Below are 16,593 nucleotides of genomic sequence, written 5' to 3' on the forward strand. Positions count from 1 at the left end.
TCGTCGGATCGCTCATTCGTCCCCGGCGCGACCGTCAGGGAAGCAGCGCCGGCCCCGCGGTCACGAGTGCGACGCCGAGGACGACCAGCGCCGCGCCGGCGACGACGCCGCGGGTCACCCGCTCCAGGTCGCCGAGCAGGAAGTACGCGAACACGGTGGTGAAAAGCGGCGCCGTCGCCGCCAGCGGGTCGACGACGGCGACGGTCCCCTCGGGGTGGCCAAAGGCCGCGAACAGCGAGAGCAGCGCGACCGCGGTGACGGTGCCGCTGCCGGCGAAGTACTTCCAGGTCTCCAGGGGGGAGTTACGGAGCTCGCTCACCCGCCCCCGGGCGACCGCGTAGCCGGCGAGCACCGCCAGCGCGGCCAGTTCGTTGAGCGCGACCGCCTCCAGCGAACTCACGGCCGAACTGGTCAGCCCGTAGCGCCGCAGCACGTTGCCGATCGCGAAACAGACCGCGGCGCCGACGGGAAAGAGGAGTTCGTAGGACTCCCAACCGCCGATGTCGCCGCCTTTCGCCAGCGCGAGCGCGGCGAGGCCCACGACGAGGACGACGACGCCGACGGCGGTGGTGAGCGCCGCCGGCTCGCCGAGGAAGCCGACCGCGAGCAGCGTCGCGAACAGCGGCCGGGCGGAGATGCCGGCGCTGTTCACGCTCGCGCCCACGCGGTCGACGCCGACGAACGTCGCCAGCCGCCCCAGCGCGGTGCCGACGACGCCGGCCAGGATGAACACCCCGAACGTCTCGGGCGTCAGCCCGGCGAACGCGTCGCCGCCCTGCAGGGCCGCTAGCGCGAGCAGGTAGAGCGTGCTGTCGACGATCACGACCACCAGCGACGCCTGCAGCGAGGTCCCGCCCGCCGCCATCCCGCGCTTCGAGAGCACCGGCGAGAATCCCCACAGGAGCGCCGGCACGAGCGCGAGCGCGTACACCACCGGCGGCGCGGCGAGGGCGTCTGCCATCGTCGAGTCGTTCGACGCCCGCCACAAGGGGCCGTCGATTCCGGCAGTCGGGTACGTGTCGCGCTCCCACGCCAGCGCGTACCGACGGGATTATGCGCCCCACGGTCCCCAGTTCCTTTAGGCGATGAAACTACACGAATACCAGGCGAAGGAGGTGTTCGCCGAGGCCGGGATTCCCGTTCCGGCGTCGCGACTCGCCTCGTCGGTCGAGGAGGTCGTCGAGGCGGTCGGGGAGATCGGCTACCCCGCCGCGATCAAGGCACAGGTCCACGTCGGCGGCCGCGGGAAGGCCGGCGGCATCGAGATCGTCACGAGCGAGGACGAGGCCCGCGAGGCCGCCGAGTCGATCCTCGGCATGGACCTGAAGGGCTACACCGTTGAGCGCGTGCTCGTGGAGGAGGGCGTCGACTTCGTTGACGAACTCTACGTGGGCGTCACGATGGACCGCGCGGCCGGCGAGCCGGTCGCGATGGTCTCCACCGAGGGCGGCGTCGACATCGAGGAGGTCGCCGAGGAGAGTCCCGAGGCGATCGCCCGCGAGCACGTCGACCCCGCGTTCGGCATGCACCCCTACGAGTCCCGGAAGGTCGTCTACGAGGCCGGCGTCGAGCAGCAGTTCGCCGGCGACGTGGCGTCGATCCTGCGGACGCTGTTCGAGCTCTACGAGGACTCCGACGCCTCCGAGATCGAGGTCAACCCCGTGATGATCACGGCCGACGACGACGTGATCGCCGCGGACGCGGTGATGAACATCGACGACGACGCGCTGTTCCGCCAGCCCGAGCTGGCCGAGATGGAGGAGGACGCCTACCAGAACGACCTCGAGCGCAAGGCCGGCGAGTACGGCTTCGACTACGTCCGTCTGTCGGGCAACGTCGGCATCATCGGCAACGGCGCGGGGCTGGTGATGACGACGCTCGACCTCGTGGACTACTACGGCGGCCAGCCCGCCAACTTCCTCGACATCGGCGGCGGCGCCAAGGCCGAGCGCGTAACCAACGCGCTCGACATGGTGTTCTCCGACGAGAACGTCGATTCGGTCGTGTTCAACATCTTCGGCGGGATCACCCGCGGCGACGAGGTCGCGAAGGGGATCAACGAGGCGCTGGAGCAGTTCGACGAGATCCCGAAGCCGGTGACGGTCCGGCTCGCGGGCACCAACGCCGAGGAGGGGATGGAGATCCTGAACACCGACCTCGTGACGGTGGAGAAGACGCTGGAGTCGGCGGTCCAGCGTGCGGTCGCTGACGCCGAGGAGGTGAACCAATGAGCATTCTCGTCGACGACGACACCCGAGTCGTGGTACAGGGCATCACCGGCGGGGAGGGCAACTTCCACGCCGAGCAGATGATCGAGTACGGCACCAACGTGGTCGCCGGCGCCGTCCCCGGCAAGGGCGGCCAGGAGGCCGCGGGCGTGCCGGTGTACGACACCGTCGAGGAGGCGGCGATCGAGGAGGACGCCGACGCCTCCGTGATCTTCGTGCCGCCGGCGTTCGCGGGCGACGCCATCTTCGAGGCGCTCGACGCGCCGCTGGACCTCGCGGTGGCGATCACCGAGGGCGTCCCCACCCAGGACATGGCGAAGGTGAACAAGCGCCTCTCGGAGGTCGACACCCGCCTGATCGGGCCGAACTGTCCGGGCATCATCACCCCCGGCGAAGCCAAACTCGGCATCCTGCCGGGCAACATCTTCTCGGAAGGGAAGGTGGGGCTGGTCTCCCGCTCCGGCACGCTGACCTACCAGGTCGTGGACAGCCTCACCCAGCGCGGCATCGGGCAGAGCACCGCCGTCGGCATCGGCGGCGACCCCATCATCGGCACCTCGTTCGTCGACGCGCTCGAACTGTTCGAGCAGGACCCCGAGACCGCGGCCGTCGTGATGTGCGGCGAGATCGGCGGCGAGGACGAGGAGCAGGCCGCCGCGTACATCGCGGAGAACATGGAGACGCCCGTCGCCGGCTTCATCGCCGGCCGCACGGCGCCGCCGGGCAAGCGGATGGGTCACGCCGGCGCCATCGTCTCCGGCAGCGGCACCGGGACCGCCGAGAGCAAGATCGACGCGCTCAACGACGCGGGCGTCCCCGTCGGCGACACTCCCGAGGAGGTCGCCGACAACGTCGAGAGCTTCCTCTAACGCGCTACCTGTCGTCGCCGTCGCCGGTCCCGCCGTCGATGGCGGCGGTCGCGTTCTCGCCGATCCCGCTGGTCGGCTCACCCCGTTCGCCGACCGTCGCCGCGAGCACCGACGAGACGCCCCGCCGGAGTCGCTCCGAGAGCGCCTGCTCGGAGATGTCGAACCGGTCGGACAGCGTCTCGAGGTCGGCCTTCCGGGGCACTTCGAAGTAGCCCGCCCGCAGCGCTTCCTGCAGCGCTTCGGTCTGTTTCTCCGAGAGGTCGTACTCCTGTCCGTGCTCGTCGTTCGCGGGGTGGGCTCGCAGGAGGTCGACGCTGAACCCGTTCTCCCGGAGGAGGCGGATGTACTCCGTCAGCGCCTCGCGGTCCGGGAGCCGCACCTTCAGCACCGCGCCCTCGACGCTCGTCTCAATGGAGAGCCGTGAGGCGCCGGTCTGCCGGTCGATCGGGCCGGGGTTCGTCGTTTCGTCCCGATTGACGACCACGCGGTAGAGCCGCCGGTCCTCGCCGCTGTCGATGCACTCGTACTCGGCGATCGTCGGGTCGTCGGGGAACGCGGCTTCGAACGCCTCGAAATCGCCGTCCGAGGCCCAGACGAACAGGACGGGATCGGACGCCCGATCGGCCGCGGTGGCCCACTCCCGCTCGAGGGTCATCCCGGGGGCTGCCTGTACCGACGGCCACATCACCAGCTGTGCGTCGGTCAGGCGGAGTTCGGCGATGAGGCTCACGGGCGTCGCTTCGACGGCCTGTTACTAAGGTTATGTGGCGTGGAAAACGGGGGTGGACGGGAAGGGATCCACACCCCGCTGTCAGAGGCGGCCCATCCGACGCTGGTGCGCCGGTGGACATCGAAACGTTCGTTCGGTGTCGGGGTAGTCCTTTGGCTTGTGTGCTCCGGGCTTTAAAGTAGGCCCCCCGATTCGTCTCACGCGAACAGCGAGCCGACCGCCGCCAGCTCGACGTGCTCGGTCTCGATCGCGGCGTCGGGGTCGCCGAAGCCGCGCCCGGTCGCGACCAGCACAGCTGTGTCGCCGCGATCGAGGACGCGGGCGTCCCGGAGGGGCTCCAGCGCCGCCAGCGTCGTCGCGGAGGCGGGTTCCACCGCCAGCCCCGCGCCGGCGAACCGCTCCCCGGCGCGCTCGATGGCCGCGTCGTCGACGGCGACGACGGCGCCGTCGGTCGCCCGCGCGGCGGCGAGCGCCCGGCTCCCGCTCGGCGGGTCGGCGTTGGCGATCGAGTACGCGATCGTCTCCCCGCCCTCGACCGGTGTCACCTCGTCGTCGCCGCGTGCGTACGCCTCCGCGATGGGCGCGCAGGCGGCCGCCTGCACGAAGCAGAGTTTCGGCGGCGAGTCGAGCAGGCCGGCCCCCGTCAGCGCTCGGACCGCCTGCCACGTCCCGCTGGCGTGGCCGCCGCTGCTGACCGGGAGTACGAGCGCGTCCGGCGCGTCGTCCAGTTGGACCAGCACCTCGAGCGCCGTCGTCGCCTGGCCGGCCACCCGCCACGGGGCGTCGCTGTTCAGGAAGCGCACGCCCGCCTCTCGGCCCACCTCGAGCGCCTCGTGGTAGAGTCGGCCGTAGTCGCCGTCGACGCGGACCAGTCGCGGGCCGTGGCGCGCGATGGCGGCGAGTCGCTCGTCGGCGATGTCGGCCGGGACGAGCACGGTGCAGTCCATCCCGGCCGCGGCGGCGCCCGCGGCGACGCTCTCGGCCATGTTGCCGTGGGAGACGGTGCCGACGCGGTCCTCGCCGCGTTCGAGCGCGGCGGCGATCCCGAACGCCGTCCCGCGGTCCTTGAAGCTCCCCGTCGGGTTCAGCCCCTCCGGTTTCACGTGGACGGCGACGCCGTCGGTGTCCAGCGATTCAGTTCGGACGAGCGGAGTTCCGCCCGCGGCGGCGGGCAGCCCGTTGCCGGGGCTGGGGGAGTCGACGCCCAGCAGCGGCAGCACGTCCCACATGGACTCGACGCAGGTCGGGAACGAGTCGGGCGCTGCATCGGGATCGGTCTCGAGCCAGAGCGGCTCGCCGCAGTCGCACCGCACCCGGCGGTGGTCGTCGGTTCGGGCGTCGCAGCGCCAGCAGACGCGGGTCATGGTGCTTGGTGAGGGCGGGAAGCGCAAGAAGGGTTCGGGTCCGGTGGCGGTCTCGGCGACGCCGTCGGCAGTCGGTGAGCGTCGCTGGCCTCGGGTGATCGGGGGCGTCGGCGAAGCGGGTCAGTGACGCGGGAGAGTGATCTATATCCCTCCCGAGTCTAACGTCGTTTCATGGCGACGCACCCGCTGAACGATCTCGTTCCGTTCGCGACGGGTGACCGCCGGATCGACGTGCTCGTCGTCGACGACGACGAGCAATTCGCGGCGATGACGGCGAGGTTCCTCGATGCGGAGCTTCCCGACGCTCGGACGACGACGGTGACCGACCCGCGGACGGCGGTCGGGACGTTGCGGGACGGCGCGTTCGACTGCATCGTCAGCGACTTCGAGATGCCGTCGCTGTCGGGGCTCGAACTGCTCGAACGGGTCAGGGACGCGGGGATGGAGATCCCGTTCGTGCTGTTCACCGCCGCGGGGAGCGAGGAGGTCGCGAGCCGCGCCATCTCGAGGGGCGTCGACGAGTACGTCCAGAAGGGGGGCCGCGAGTCGTGTCTGGTGCTCGCGAACGCGGTCGAGCAGCTCGTGGCGAAACACTGGGCCGAGCAGGAGGCCCGGCGGGGCTATCTCGCCCTCGACTCGATCGACGAGGGGATCGGCATCGTCGACGCCGAGGGGATCCTCCGGTACGTCAACGAGGCCTACGCGTCGATGCACGGCTACGACCGCGACGCCCTGGTCGGCGAGCACTGGGAGCAGCTCTACCCCGACGACGAGATCGACCGGTTCCACGGGGAGGTGTTGCCCGAACTCTCCGTGGCGGGCTCCTGGCGCGGCGTCTCCACGGGGCTCGCGAGCGACGGCGAGCGCCTCCCGCAGCGACTGGTGCTGACGCGGATGCCCGACGGCGGCCACGTCTGCGTCAGCCAGGAGACCGACCGACGCGACCGTATCGAGGCGGTGTTCGAGCTCACGCCGGACATCGTCGTGATCCACGACGCCGAGGGACGGATCGTCGACGCGAACCGGCAGGCCTGCGCGAAGCTGGGGTACGACCGCGAGGAGCTGTTGGGGATGACGGTCTGGGACCTCGACGTGAACGCCGACCCCGACCGCGCTCGGGATTTCTGGCGGGAGCTCCCGATCGACACGCCGCGGCGGTTCGAGGGACGGCTCGAGCGCGCCGACGGCTCGACGTTCCCGGTCGAGATCCACCTGATCCGGCTGGAGATCGCCGGCGAGGAGCGGTTCGTCGCCATCGACCGGGACATCACCGAGCGGAAGGCCCGCGAGGAGGAGCTGGTCCGGAAGAACGAGCGCCTGGAGGAGTTCTCGAGCGTCGTGAGCCACGACCTCCGGAACCCGCTGCAGGTCGCCCAAGGGCGGATCGAGCTGCTCGCCGAGGACGTCGACAGCGAGCACGTTCCGGACATCCAGCGCGCGCTCGATCGGATGGAAACGCTGATCGACGACCTGCTCACCATCGCCCGCCAAGGCGAGGACGCGATGGCGTTCGAACCGGTCGACGTGGCGGCGGTCGCCACGGAAGCGTGGGGGACCGTCGAGACGGGCGCGGCCTCGCTGACCGTCGACGTCGAGGGACGGATCGAGGCCGACCGCGATCAGCTCCGCCAGCTGTTCGAGAACCTGTTCCGGAACGCCATGGAGCATGGCTCCACCGGCGACCAGCCGCAGTCTGGTGACGCCGGCGAACACGGTTCGACTGGCGACCAGTCCGATGACGCCGCGGGGCGGGGCGCGCCGGACGTGACCGTCGGGACGCTCCCGGACGGGTTCTACGTCGCCGACGACGGGCCGGGGATTCCGACCGACGAACGCGGGTCGGTGTTCGACCCCGGCTACTCGACCAGCTCCGAGGGGAGCGGCCTCGGGCTGAACATCGTCAGCAGCGTCGCCGACGCCCACGGCTGGGACGTCTCGGTGACCGAGAGCGATGCGGGCGGCGCCAGGTTCGAGATCACGGGCGTCGAGAACGGATAGCGGTCGTCGGGACCGAGGGCGATCAGCGCTCCCCGCGGACCGCCACCAGCACCGGCACGTCGACGCGGCGGAGCACGCTCGACGCGACGCTGCCCAGCAGCGTCCGTCGGAGATCGCTACGGCCGTGCGAGCTCATCACGACCGCGTCGACGCCCTCGTCCTCGACGTACGCACGGATGCTGGCGGCCACGCTGCTCGAGGGCTTGGCGCGCTCGACGGCGGTCCGGATCTCGACGTCGGGGTTGTGGCCCCTGATCTCGTCGGCGGCGTCCTCGACGGCCGCCTGCCCACGGTTCTCGAGCCGTTCGACGAACTCGGCGTCGAGGCCGCCGGCGTCGAACGCCCCGCCGGCGGCCGCGAGGTCGATCACGTTCAGCAGGTCGACGCTGCCGCCGTCGATCCGGGCGAGTTCGGCGGCGTGGGGGAGCGCCAGCCCGGCGTTCTCGCTCCCGTCGGTCGGGACGAGCAGTCTGTCGGCCGCGAACGGCCCGGCCTCGTCGGGGACCACGAACACCGGCACCTCGCTGCGGTGCAGCACCTGTTCAGTCGTGCCACCGAGCAGGCGCCGCTTCACGCCCGACAGCCCCTGGCGGCCGAGCACGATCAGGTCCGCGTCCGCCTCGTCCGCGTGGGCCGTGAGCCGTTTCGCGGGGTTGCCCTCGAGCAGTTCGCCGTCGGCGGGGTGGCCGACCTCGTCAGCGATCTCGTCGATCGCCGCGAGCACCGCCGCCCGCTCCTCGCGGAGTTCGCTGGCCTCGCTCGACCCGCGCGTGAGGTCGAGCGCCCCCTGTTCGACGACGTGGACCGCGGTCACTGCGGCGTCGACGCGTGCGGCGAGTTCGAGCGCGTACCGCGCCGCACGGTTCGACTCGTCGCTCCCGTCGACGCCGACGAGGATATGGTCGTACATGTCCGGGAGTTGGTACCGCTCCCCTTTACTGTTTGTCGCCGCGCCCACTGGCAGCGACCGGTCGGCCCAGCCGGCGGTCGAGGAACTCCCCGAGCAGCCGGAACGTCCGCTTCTTCTGGTCGATGTCCGAGGAGCCGTGGCCCTCCGCCCCGAGTTCGTGGTACTCGAAGTCGCCGTCTTCGCCGGGTTGGTAGCCCAGTTCAGTCAGTCGGTCCCGCATGATCCGGGCCTGCGAGACGGGGACGCGCCGGTCGTTCACGCCGTGGACGATCAGCAGCGGCGCGTCGAGGTTCTCGGCGTGGGTGACCGGCGACCGCGCATCGTAGCGTTCGGGGTTCTCATCGGGCGTACCGAGGTACCGTTCCATCAGCCCCGTTTTGAAGTGGGGCATCGTGTTCTCGTACATGTCCGCGAGGTCGGAGACGCCGACGAAGGCGATCCCGGCGTCGTAGAGGTCGGGGTACTGGACCAGCTGCCAGTACGCCGAGTAGCCGCCGTAGGAGCCGCCGTAGACGCCGATACGGTCCTCGTCGATCCAGTCGCGCGTCTCGATGACGTGCTCCGCTGTGCGGGCCACGTCGGCCTGTTCGGCGCCGCCCCAGTCGCCGTAGAGTTCCTCGCGGAACGCCCGGCCGCGGCCGGCCGACCCCCGGTAGTTCATCTGGAGGACGCTGTAGCCACGCGTCAGCAGGAACTGGGTGTAGAGGTCGAACGACCGCTTCTCTTGGACCGGGGGGCCGCCGTGGGGGTTGACGATCAGCGGGGAGGGGCGTTCGCCGGAGTCGTACAGCAGGCACTCGATGTCGAGTTCGGTCGCGGGCGAGAGGTCGATGGCCCGGGCGGGCGTCTCGGCGACGCCGTCGGACTCGACCGTGAAGAACTCGGCGTCGCGGAACCGGTCGGGGTCGAGGTCGCCGTACTCCGCCTCGATCAAGGTCTCGTACTCGTCGGTTTCGAGGTCGTAGCACAGCAGCTCCAGGCGCCGCGTGGGCGTGGTGTGGAGGACGAGCACTCGTCGGTCGTCGAGCACCGGGTTCCCGAAGCGGACGAACGGGCTCACCCCTTCGGGCACCCCGAGTTCGCGGCGCTCGCCGGTTTCGAGGTCGTAGACCACGCTTGCGTCCGCGGCCGCTCTGGTCCTGACGGCGAGTACGCGGTCGCCGTCGGGCGTGAACGCCACGGGTCGTTCCTGGGAGTCGCCGTCGCCCAGCCACCTGACCTCGTCGTGCGTGGTGTCGTAGACGCCACAGCGGTTCAGGCCGGTGCTGGTGTCGCTCAGCAGGAGTCGACGGCCGTCGGGTCCCCAGTCGACGGGGACGGTCTCGGCCCCTGGCTCGCCCACGTCGAGTCGTCGCTGGTCGGTGCCGTCGACGCCGACGAAGTAGGTGTCCTGGTTGCCCGAGTCGTCGCGCTCGTTGCTCGCGTACGCCACGCGGTCGCAGGCCGGCGGGAGGACGCCGCTATGGGCGGCGCGCTCGTGGTCGGTGATGCGCTCGGTTTCGCCCGTCGAGCGACGGTGGACGTAGAGGTTCTGCTGGCCCGCGGCCGTCGACCCGATCGCGAGCGTGTCGCCGTCGTCGCCCACGTCGAACAGCGTGGTCTGGCCGTCGAGCGTGACCACCGCCTCGGTCTCGCCGTCGGCGGTGATGCTGTGGAGATCGTGCTGTTCGTCGCCGTCGTCGTCCTTGTGGAAGTAGACGCGCTCGCCGTCGGCGCTCCAGTGGGGCGACTCCTTGACCGCCCGGGGGACTTCACCGTCGCTCCACCGGGTGAGCGACCCGGACTCCACGTCCAGCACGTGGAGCTGGTTCCGGCCAGTGATGTCGTAGTACAGTGCGATCCGTTCGCCGTCGGGTGATGCCGTCGGATGTGCCAGCGTCGGTAGGCTGGCGAGTTCCTCCAGCACGTCCGTCTCGTCCGTCACGGTTCCGTGGTCGGGCGATGATGTAAAAACTCTTAGCAGAACGCCCCTTCTGAAACAGAACTTACATGACCTCCCTCGCGTAGCTCCGAGCATGGACGATCCCGAGATCGTCGAGGCCGTCGACGCCGACGCCGCGTTCGGTGTGCTCTCGGACGAGACCCGTATCGAGATCCTCCGGGCGCTCTGGCGGGCCGACGGCCGGGAAGCGACGTTCTCGGAACTCCGGGAGGCCGTTGGGATGCGGGACTCGGGGCAGTTCAACTACCACCTCGGAACGTTCGACGGACAGTTCGTCGCCGAGACCGACGACGGCTACCGGCTCACGACCGCGGGCGCCCAACTGGTGGGGGCGCTGTTGGGCGGCGCGTACACCAAAACCCTCGACGTGGGAGCGATCGACGTTGACGATCGCTGTCCGCGCTGTGGCTCGCCGCTCCAGTTCACCTACGAGGAAGGGGCTGCCACGATCGCGTGCAGCGACTGTCCCCACGTCTCCCACTTCTGGGTCCCGCCGGGCGCCCTCGCCGGCTACGACGTCGACGAGCTCCCCCGCGTGGCCGCACGCTACGGCCGGCAGTTCGTCCGCAGCAGTCGGGACGGGTTCTGTCCGCTCTGCGACGGGCGGGTACGGGCGACCGTGCTCCCGGTCGCCGACACCATCGACGCCGACGGCGCGACGGACGAGGTTCCGGACTGGGTGGCACAGGTGCCGACGTGCCGCTTCGACTGCGACCGCTGCGGCGAGGGGATCGTCGTGGACCTCGGGACGGCGCTCGCGGAGCACCCCGCAGTCGTTTCGTTCCACTACGAGCGCGGCGTCGACGTTCCGCAGGTGCCGATCTGGCGGTTCGCGGCGCTGGACCCCGATCGAGCACAGTTCGACCGCCGCGACCCCGTCCGGGCGAGCGTCACCTACGAGGTCGACGGCGACGAACTCACTGTCACCGTCGACGAGTCGCTCTCGGTGGTGGGGACGGCGGTGGCGTAGGTTACGCCCGGATCGACTGCCGCCGTTCGGCGACGAGGTCGAACGCCGCCTCGGTGTCGCCCAGCACGAGTAGCGCGTAGTAGCGCAGGTAGGTCTGGACCGGGACGGCGACCAGCAGCGAGAGCACGAGCATCGCCAGCACGAACAGCGCGACGGCGAACAGGATGACCCCCCAGCCGACGAGCTGGGAGACCCCGAGCGACGCGGCGCCGATCAGGCCGACGATCACGAACGGGATCGCGAGCACCAGCGCGCCGACCGCGGAGACCACCCCGACGACCACCGCGACCGCGATCGCGAGCACGAACCGGAGGACGACGTAGGCGAGGTACTGCTTCCACTGCCCGGTCAGCGTTGGCCAGAACCGCCGCCACGCCGCGAGGACGTTCCGGTTCTCCGCGATCATCACCGGGACGACGAACTGCGTCGTGAACCCGTTGACGAGCCCGCCCGCGATCGCGACCACCACCGCGACGCCGATCGCGAGCAACAGGACGGGGACTGAGAGGGTGCCGGTCCCGCTCAGCAGCGGCCAGGCCGCGGCGGCGATCGGCCCGCCGGCCAGCAACAGCGAGAGCAGGCCGACCACGAGCCGGAAGCCGAACAGCCGGCCCCCTTGCCACCACCAGCCGCGCCAGTACTCGCGGATCGCCACCCGCTCGCGCCGGAGCGACTCGACGAACACGAACTCCATCACCGCGCCGACGAACGCGAAGGCGAGGCCGAGCAGGACGACCGTGCCGACGATGGCGCCGATGAGCAGCCACTCGGTCGTGCTGATGGCGTCGATCACCGCGGAGACGTTCGGCGACGCTCCGGGCTCCATCGGCGTCGTCCCCTGGGGGCTCCCGCTGAACTGGAAGGGGTTGACGCCGCCGGTCCCGCCGAGGAAGAAGGCGACGACGGCGAGTTTCACCCACCGGCCGAGATCGAACGGCCAGAGAAAGGACCGCGTGGCGGCGATGGCGTCGTCGATGTCCTGGATGGCGTACAGCGTCATCGGCGTGCCCTCGGTGGGTGTGAGCGACTGGACCGTGCTGTCGTGGAGGACTCGAAACGGCCGACTCGGGGAGTCATGTCAGCGCTATTTGGCGACCGGAAAGATATAGTTTCGGCCGTGTTCACCCGCGTGAGAGCGCTGCCCGTTGGTGTCGGAGGGCGGCGAAGTAGTTGAACTCGATGATGGCGCCGACGGTCACTGCTGTTCGACGATCGGCCGCCGGGGCGCGAGGAAGTGGGTCGGCCAAGATTTGAACTTGGGGCCTGCTCCGTGTGAAGGAGCCGTCATAACCGGACTAGACCACCGACCCTTCGAGTGAAAGTTACGCGAGGCCGGACTTAAGCGTACTGTCTCAGTCCTGGCGCTGCTCCCGGTAGGCGGTCACCCGTTCGCGGGCGTTCTGGACCGCCTCCCGGGCCTCGCCCTCGGCGCGTTCTTCCAGCTCCTTCAGGTCGGCCTGGAGCTTCTCCAGCCGGCTCGGTTCGGGCTCCTTCTCTCGGCCGGTGAGCTCGCGGACCCGCTCCTCCAGCGGCTCTACCTCCTCCTTGATACCGGCTTTCGCGTGGTCGACCGCGCGACCCATGTAGTACCGTGCGTCCTCGAAGTGACTCGCCATACCTCTATGTTGCTCTCGAGAGGTCAAAAGCCTTGAGGCCGACTCAGTACGTCGGCGACTCCTCGGGGACCTCCTCGCGCTGGTTCACGAGGCGTGCGGCGGTGAAGAGGTAGTCCGAGAGCCGGTTCAGGTACCGGATCGCCTCGGCGTTGACCGTCTCGCCCTCGGTCTCCGCGAGCGCGACCGCGCGGCGCTCCGCGCGACGGGTGACCGCGCGGGCCTGGTGCAGGCGCGCGCCGGCGTCGCCGCCGCCGGGGAGGATGAAGGAGGTGAGCGGGTCGAGTTCCCCGTCGGCCTCGTCCATCCAGTCCTCGAGTTGGTCGATGTCCTCGGGGCCGATCTGGGGGTCGTCCTCGCCGGTGTCGGGGTTGGCGAACTCCGCCTGCACGACGTGGAGGCAGTTCTGGATCTGTTCGAGCTGGCGATCCACGTCCTCGTGGCCCGTGGGGCGCACGCGGCCGACGAGCGCGTTGGCCTCGTCGACGGTGCCGTAGGCCTCGATCCGCGGGCTGGTCTTCGAGACGCGTTCGGCGTTGCCGAGGTCGGTCTGCCCCTCGTCGCCGCGGCCGGTGTAGACCGTCACGCCAGGGTCTCCTCCACGTACTCGACGATGTTCGCGCTCTCGGCCATCGTGACCCCGCGGTCGTCGTCGACGAGGACGGGCACCGCGCGCTGGTTGCTCACGCGGGCGACCTCGTCGCGCTCGGAGTGGAGCGCGTCGACCCAGACCGTGTCGTACTCGACCTCGTGGTCCTCGAGGGCGTCGTGGACCTTCTCACACCACGGACAGCCATCCAGTGCGTACAGGGTGACGGACATGGGCGTCGTTTGGGTTGGACGGGGGAAGTAGCTTGTTACGACGGTGTTCGGGACGCCGACGCCGCGCCCCGCCGAAACGACATCTTCAACACGCCCACGACCGAACTCTGCGGGTATGACCCTCGAAGCCGAACACGAGTGTCCGGAGTGTGGCGAGACACGGACGTTCTGGAAGGTCGCGTCGATGAACCTCCACCTCGGCGAGAAGACGAAGTGGCGCTGCGGGGAGTGCGACTACGGCTTCATCCGGGTGAACGGCATCAGTACCGCGCAGCCGGCCTAGAAAACGCGCTTCCTTCGTTACTCCTCGTCCAGCGACTGCCACGAGAGCCGCGGGTCCCGCGCGGCGGTCGTCTGGTCGATGCGCTTCGCGGTCGTCCGACTCGGCGCCTCGTGGCGCTCCTCCTCGCTCGACCCCAGCGCGGCGTCGAACGCCGCCGCGAGGTCGTCCAGCGACTGCTTGCTCTCGATCTCGGTCGGTTCGGTCAGCATCGCCTCGGGCACCATCTCCGGCCAGTTCGTCGTCGGCGGGTGGACGCCGAAGTCGAGCATGCGCTTTGCCACGTCGGCGGCCGCGGCGTCGCCCGCCGTCGCCGCGAACTCGTGGTGGAACGGCCCGTAGGGCACGTCGAGGTCGATCTGCTCGGCGAGGTAGTTCGCGTTGAGCACCGCCTTCGCGCTGGCGTCGCGCAGCCCCGCGTCGCCGAGGCGGGCGATGTAGGCGTACGCCTTCACGAGCACCAGCCAGTTGCCCTGGAACCCGTGGACGTTCTCGATCGCCTCGTCGCTCTCGACCAGTTCGTAGCCCGAGTCGGTCTCCTCGACGCGCGGGTTGGGGAGGTACGGCGCCAGCTCGTCGACGACGCCGACGGGGCCGGCGCCCGGCCCGCCGCCGCCGTGGGGCGTCGCGAACGTCTTGTGGACGTTGTAGTGCATGATGTCGAACCCCATGTCGCCCGGGCGAGCGCGGCCCAGCAGGGCGTTGAGGTTCGCGCCGTCGTAGTAGAGCAGGCCGCCGGCGTCGTGGACCACGTCGGCGACGGCCTCGATGTCGCGCTCGAACAGGCCGACGGTGTTGGGGTTGGTGAGCATCAGCGCCGCCGTGTCCTCGGAGACCGCGGCCTCAAGCGCCTCCATGTCGACGCGGCCGTCCTCCGCGGAGGGGAGTTCGACCACGTCGTAGCCCGCGAGCGCCGCCGTCGCGAAGTTCGTCCCGTGGGCGGAACTCGGGATCAGCACCTCGCTCCGGTCGTCGCCGTTGGCGCGGTGGTAGGCGCGGGCGACGGCGATCCCGGTGAACTCGCCGGCGGCGCCGGCCGGCGGCTGGAGCGAGACGGCGTCCATGCCGCCGATGCGGGCGAGGTAGTCCTGCAGCCCCGCGAGCAGGCCGAGCGTCCCCTGGATCGAGTCCGCGGAGCGGTCGGGGTGGACCGCCGCGTTCGGGTCGGCGGCCACGTCCTCGGTCACCGGCGGGTTGTACTTCATCGTGCACGAGCCCAGCGGGTAGGGGCCGGACTCGATGCTCCAGTTCATCTGGGAGAGCCGGGTGTAGTGGCGCGCGACCTCCGGCTCCTCGGGGTTCGGGAGCGTGAGGTCGTCCCGGGTCAGGTCGTCGGGGAGCGCGTCGCCGGGCTCGACGGTGTCGCTGCGCTTCTCGGTCAGCAGCGGCTCGTTCTCGTCGTCGCCCACCGCGTAGGTCGCCTGGTCGTAGGTGCGCCCCGGCTCGCGTCCGTTCTCCGTCGGTCCGTTTCCGCTCATGCTGCCACCTCCTCGAACGCGGCGACGAGGTCGTCCGCCGCGTGGGCGTTGGCGTCGGTGATACAGACCTGCAGGCGATGGTCACCGATCACGTGGACGGCGAACCCCTCCTCCTCGAGGTCGTCGGCGATCGCGGCCGCGGGCTGATCGGTACCCACGACGAACTCCCGGAAGTGGTGGCGGTCGTCGACGGGCGCACGCAGACCGGTGATGTCGTCCAGGTCGCTCGCGAGGTCACGGGCGAGGGTCACGCAGTCCTCCGCGAGGTCGACGAGCCCGTCGGCGCCGAGGGAGGCGGCGTGCATCGCCGCCCGGAGCGCGACCCACGCCTGGTTGGTGCAGATGTTCGAGGTCGCGCGCTGCTTGCGGATGTGCTGTTCGCGGGTCTGCAGCGTCAGCGTGTACGCTCGCGTGCCGTCGGCGTCCTCGCTGGCGCCGACGAGGCGGCCCGGCACCTGCCGAAGGAACTCCTCCTTGCAGGCGAACATCCCCAGGCCCATGCCGTAGGCCGCGGGGAGGCCGAGGACGCCCGCCTCGCCGACGACCACGTCGGCACCGACGCTGGCCGGCTCTTCGAGGATCGAGAGCGCGACGGGATCCGAACCCAGACAGAACAGCGCGCCCGACTCGTCGGCGATCCCGCCGATCTCGGCGAGGTTGGGCTCGATACAGCCCCGGACCGTCGGCGTCTCGGCGTAGACGAACAGCGTGTCCTCGCCCACTGCGTCGTCGATCGCGTCCACGTCGGCGGTCCCCCCCTCGGTGGGGTAGCTCTCCACGCGGAGGTCGGCGCCGTCGACGTAGTTCTCGAGCACCGAGCGCTTCCCCTCGCGCAGGATGTCCGGGACGAGCACGACATCGCCGTCGACGCTGCGCACGCGCTCGGCGAGCAATGCGGCCTCGCCCAGCGCGGTCGCGGCGTCGTACATCGAGCAGTTGGCGATCTCGAGGCCGGTGAGTTCGACCAGCATCGACTGGTACTCGAACAGCGCCTGCAGGAACCCCTGCGTGATCTCGGGCTGGTACTGGGTGTAGGAGGTGAGGAACTCCGAACGCTGCGAGAGGCTGTCGACGACGCTCGGCACGTAGTGCTCGTAGTGCCCGCGACCGAGGAACTCCGTCAGGTCGTCGTTCTCGGCGAGCAGGTTCGAGAACTCCCGGCGGAGCTCCTGCTCGCTCCGGGGTTCGATGCTGAACTCGCCGTCGAAGGCGACTGGCTCGGGGATGTCGAACAGGGCCGCCTCGTCGTCGACGCCGACGGCGTCGAGCATCGCGGCCGTCTCGGCGTCGGTGTGGGGGGCGTACGGGCTCCCGTTCCCTCCCTGGTGAGGACTGCCGTGGCTCATGGTTCGAGAGGAGGGACTTCGGGGACAAAGACGTGCCGACTCC

16 protein-coding genes and 1 tRNA gene are annotated in these 16,593 nt (G+C 70.3%); 5 read left to right on the plus strand and 12 right to left on the minus strand.

The window, feature by feature from the left end; all coding sequences use genetic code 11:
• Window positions 1-34: 34 nt before the first annotated feature.
• Entirely contained in the window at window positions 35-961 is a 927-nt protein-coding gene (locus BMZ83_RS05680; RefSeq protein ID WP_074876549.1) for a DMT family transporter, read from the minus strand.
• 124 nt (window positions 962-1,085) lie between these two features.
• On the opposite strand from BMZ83_RS05680, the gene sucC reads away from it, so the two are divergent.
• Both sucC and sucD read left to right on the plus strand, forming a co-directional pair.
• Entirely contained in the window at window positions 1,086-2,231 is a 1,146-nt protein-coding gene (gene sucC / locus BMZ83_RS05685) for an ADP-forming succinate--CoA ligase subunit beta (protein WP_074876551.1), read from the plus strand.
• Entirely contained in the window at window positions 2,228-3,097 is an 870-nt protein-coding gene (sucD, locus tag BMZ83_RS05690) for a succinate--CoA ligase subunit alpha (protein WP_074876553.1), read from the plus strand. The genes sucC and sucD overlap by 4 nt, the downstream gene beginning before the upstream one ends.
• Window positions 3,098-3,101: 4 nt before the next feature.
• Here the strand turns inward: sucD and BMZ83_RS05695 are convergent, their stop codons facing one another.
• Together BMZ83_RS05695 and BMZ83_RS05700 are read right to left on the minus strand one after the other, a co-directional pair.
• Entirely contained in the window at window positions 3,102-3,827 is a 726-nt protein-coding gene (locus BMZ83_RS05695; protein WP_074876555.1) for a helix-turn-helix domain-containing protein, read from the minus strand.
• A gap of 197 nt (window positions 3,828-4,024) precedes the next feature.
• A complete protein-coding gene (locus tag BMZ83_RS05700; RefSeq protein WP_074876557.1) occupies window positions 4,025-5,191 on the minus strand; it encodes a threonine synthase in 1,167 nt (388 codons plus the stop codon).
• A 171-nt stretch (window positions 5,192-5,362) separates the two neighbouring features.
• Here BMZ83_RS05700 and BMZ83_RS05705 point away from each other — a divergent pair, with 171 nt between their 5' ends.
• The gene (locus tag BMZ83_RS05705; protein WP_074876559.1) at window positions 5,363-7,189 is read left to right on the plus strand and encodes a PAS domain S-box protein; all 1,827 of its coding nucleotides are present in this window, start codon (window positions 5,363-5,365) and stop codon (window positions 7,187-7,189) included.
• A 22-nt stretch (window positions 7,190-7,211) separates the two neighbouring features.
• Here BMZ83_RS05705 and BMZ83_RS05710 read toward each other — a convergent pair whose 3' ends face one another.
• Window positions 7,212-8,099: a universal stress protein gene (locus BMZ83_RS05710; protein WP_074876561.1), complete on the minus strand. Its 888-nt coding sequence runs from the start codon at window positions 8,097-8,099 to the stop codon at window positions 7,212-7,214.
• A gap of 25 nt (window positions 8,100-8,124) precedes the next feature.
• Window positions 8,125-10,023, minus strand: a complete 1,899-nt coding sequence (locus tag BMZ83_RS05715; RefSeq protein WP_074876563.1) for a S9 family peptidase — start codon at window positions 10,021-10,023, stop codon at window positions 8,125-8,127.
• A gap of 91 nt (window positions 10,024-10,114) precedes the next feature.
• Here BMZ83_RS05715 and BMZ83_RS05720 point away from each other — a divergent pair, with 91 nt between their 5' ends.
• Entirely contained in the window at window positions 10,115-11,011 is an 897-nt protein-coding gene (locus tag BMZ83_RS05720; RefSeq protein ID WP_074876565.1) for a DUF7351 domain-containing protein, read from the plus strand.
• A 1-nt stretch (window position 11,012) separates the two neighbouring features.
• On the opposite strand, the gene BMZ83_RS05725 is transcribed toward BMZ83_RS05720, so the two are convergent.
• The 5 genes from BMZ83_RS05725 to BMZ83_RS05745 form a co-directional block, all read right to left on the minus strand.
• On the minus strand, window positions 11,013-12,011 hold the full coding sequence (locus BMZ83_RS05725; RefSeq protein ID WP_074876567.1) for a DUF7544 domain-containing protein: 999 nt from the start codon (window positions 12,009-12,011) through the stop codon (window positions 11,013-11,015).
• 235 nt (window positions 12,012-12,246) lie between these two features.
• Window positions 12,247-12,321, minus strand: a tRNA-Val gene (locus tag BMZ83_RS05730).
• Window positions 12,322-12,363: 42 nt separating this feature from the next.
• Window positions 12,364-12,627, minus strand: a complete 264-nt coding sequence (locus tag BMZ83_RS05735) for a DUF7553 family protein (protein ID WP_074876569.1) — start codon at window positions 12,625-12,627, stop codon at window positions 12,364-12,366.
• 43 nt (window positions 12,628-12,670) lie between these two features.
• A complete protein-coding gene (locus BMZ83_RS05740) occupies window positions 12,671-13,210 on the minus strand; it encodes a cob(I)yrinic acid a,c-diamide adenosyltransferase (RefSeq protein WP_074876570.1) in 540 nt (179 codons plus the stop codon).
• Window positions 13,207-13,446: a glutaredoxin family protein gene (locus BMZ83_RS05745; RefSeq protein ID WP_074876572.1), complete on the minus strand. Its 240-nt coding sequence runs from the start codon at window positions 13,444-13,446 to the stop codon at window positions 13,207-13,209. The genes BMZ83_RS05740 and BMZ83_RS05745 overlap by 4 nt, the downstream gene beginning before the upstream one ends.
• A 115-nt stretch (window positions 13,447-13,561) precedes the next feature.
• Here BMZ83_RS05745 and BMZ83_RS16780 point away from each other — a divergent pair, with 115 nt between their 5' ends.
• Window positions 13,562-13,729 (plus strand): DUF7838 family putative zinc beta-ribbon protein, encoded by a 168-nt coding sequence (locus BMZ83_RS16780; protein WP_166623209.1) that lies wholly within the window; start codon window positions 13,562-13,564, stop codon window positions 13,727-13,729.
• 17 nt (window positions 13,730-13,746) lie between these two features.
• Here BMZ83_RS16780 and gcvPB read toward each other — a convergent pair whose 3' ends face one another.
• Both gcvPB and gcvPA read right to left on the minus strand, forming a co-directional pair.
• Entirely contained in the window at window positions 13,747-15,204 is a 1,458-nt protein-coding gene (gcvPB, locus tag BMZ83_RS05750; protein ID WP_074876574.1) for an aminomethyl-transferring glycine dehydrogenase subunit GcvPB, read from the minus strand.
• A complete protein-coding gene (gene gcvPA, locus BMZ83_RS05755; RefSeq protein WP_074876576.1) occupies window positions 15,201-16,550 on the minus strand; it encodes an aminomethyl-transferring glycine dehydrogenase subunit GcvPA in 1,350 nt (449 codons plus the stop codon). Before gcvPA ends, gcvPB begins: the two co-directional genes overlap by 4 nt.
• Window positions 16,551-16,593: the final 43 nt, after the last annotated feature.

Source organism: Halolamina pelagica (genome assembly GCF_900115675.1).
In the GTDB taxonomy this organism is placed as follows: Archaea; Halobacteriota; Halobacteria; order Halobacteriales; family Haloferacaceae; genus Halolamina; species Halolamina pelagica.

Coding starts and splice junctions, on each gene's coding strand:
- BMZ83_RS05680 (WP_074876549.1), bottom strand. CDS start 961: ATGGCAGACGCCCTCGCCGCGCCGCCGGTGGTGTACGCGCTCGCGCTC.
- sucC (WP_074876551.1), top strand. CDS start 1,086: ATGAAACTACACGAATACCAGGCGAAGGAGGTGTTCGCCGAGGCCGGG.
- sucD (WP_074876553.1), top strand. CDS start 2,228: ATGAGCATTCTCGTCGACGACGACACCCGAGTCGTGGTACAGGGCATC.
- BMZ83_RS05700 (WP_074876557.1), bottom strand. CDS start 5,191: ATGACCCGCGTCTGCTGGCGCTGCGACGCCCGAACCGACGACCACCGC.
- BMZ83_RS05705 (WP_074876559.1), top strand. CDS start 5,363: ATGGCGACGCACCCGCTGAACGATCTCGTTCCGTTCGCGACGGGTGAC.
- BMZ83_RS05710 (WP_074876561.1), bottom strand. CDS start 8,099: ATGTACGACCATATCCTCGTCGGCGTCGACGGGAGCGACGAGTCGAAC.
- BMZ83_RS05720 (WP_074876565.1), top strand. CDS start 10,115: ATGGACGATCCCGAGATCGTCGAGGCCGTCGACGCCGACGCCGCGTTC.
- BMZ83_RS05725 (WP_074876567.1), bottom strand. CDS start 12,011: ATGACGCTGTACGCCATCCAGGACATCGACGACGCCATCGCCGCCACG.
- BMZ83_RS05735 (WP_074876569.1), bottom strand. CDS start 12,627: ATGGCGAGTCACTTCGAGGACGCACGGTACTACATGGGTCGCGCGGTC.
- BMZ83_RS05745 (WP_074876572.1), bottom strand. CDS start 13,446: ATGTCCGTCACCCTGTACGCACTGGATGGCTGTCCGTGGTGTGAGAAG.
- BMZ83_RS16780 (WP_166623209.1), top strand. CDS start 13,562: ATGACCCTCGAAGCCGAACACGAGTGTCCGGAGTGTGGCGAGACACGG.
- gcvPB (WP_074876574.1), bottom strand. CDS start 15,204: ATGAGCGGAAACGGACCGACGGAGAACGGACGCGAGCCGGGGCGCACC.
- gcvPA (WP_074876576.1), bottom strand. CDS start 16,550: ATGAGCCACGGCAGTCCTCACCAGGGAGGGAACGGGAGCCCGTACGCC.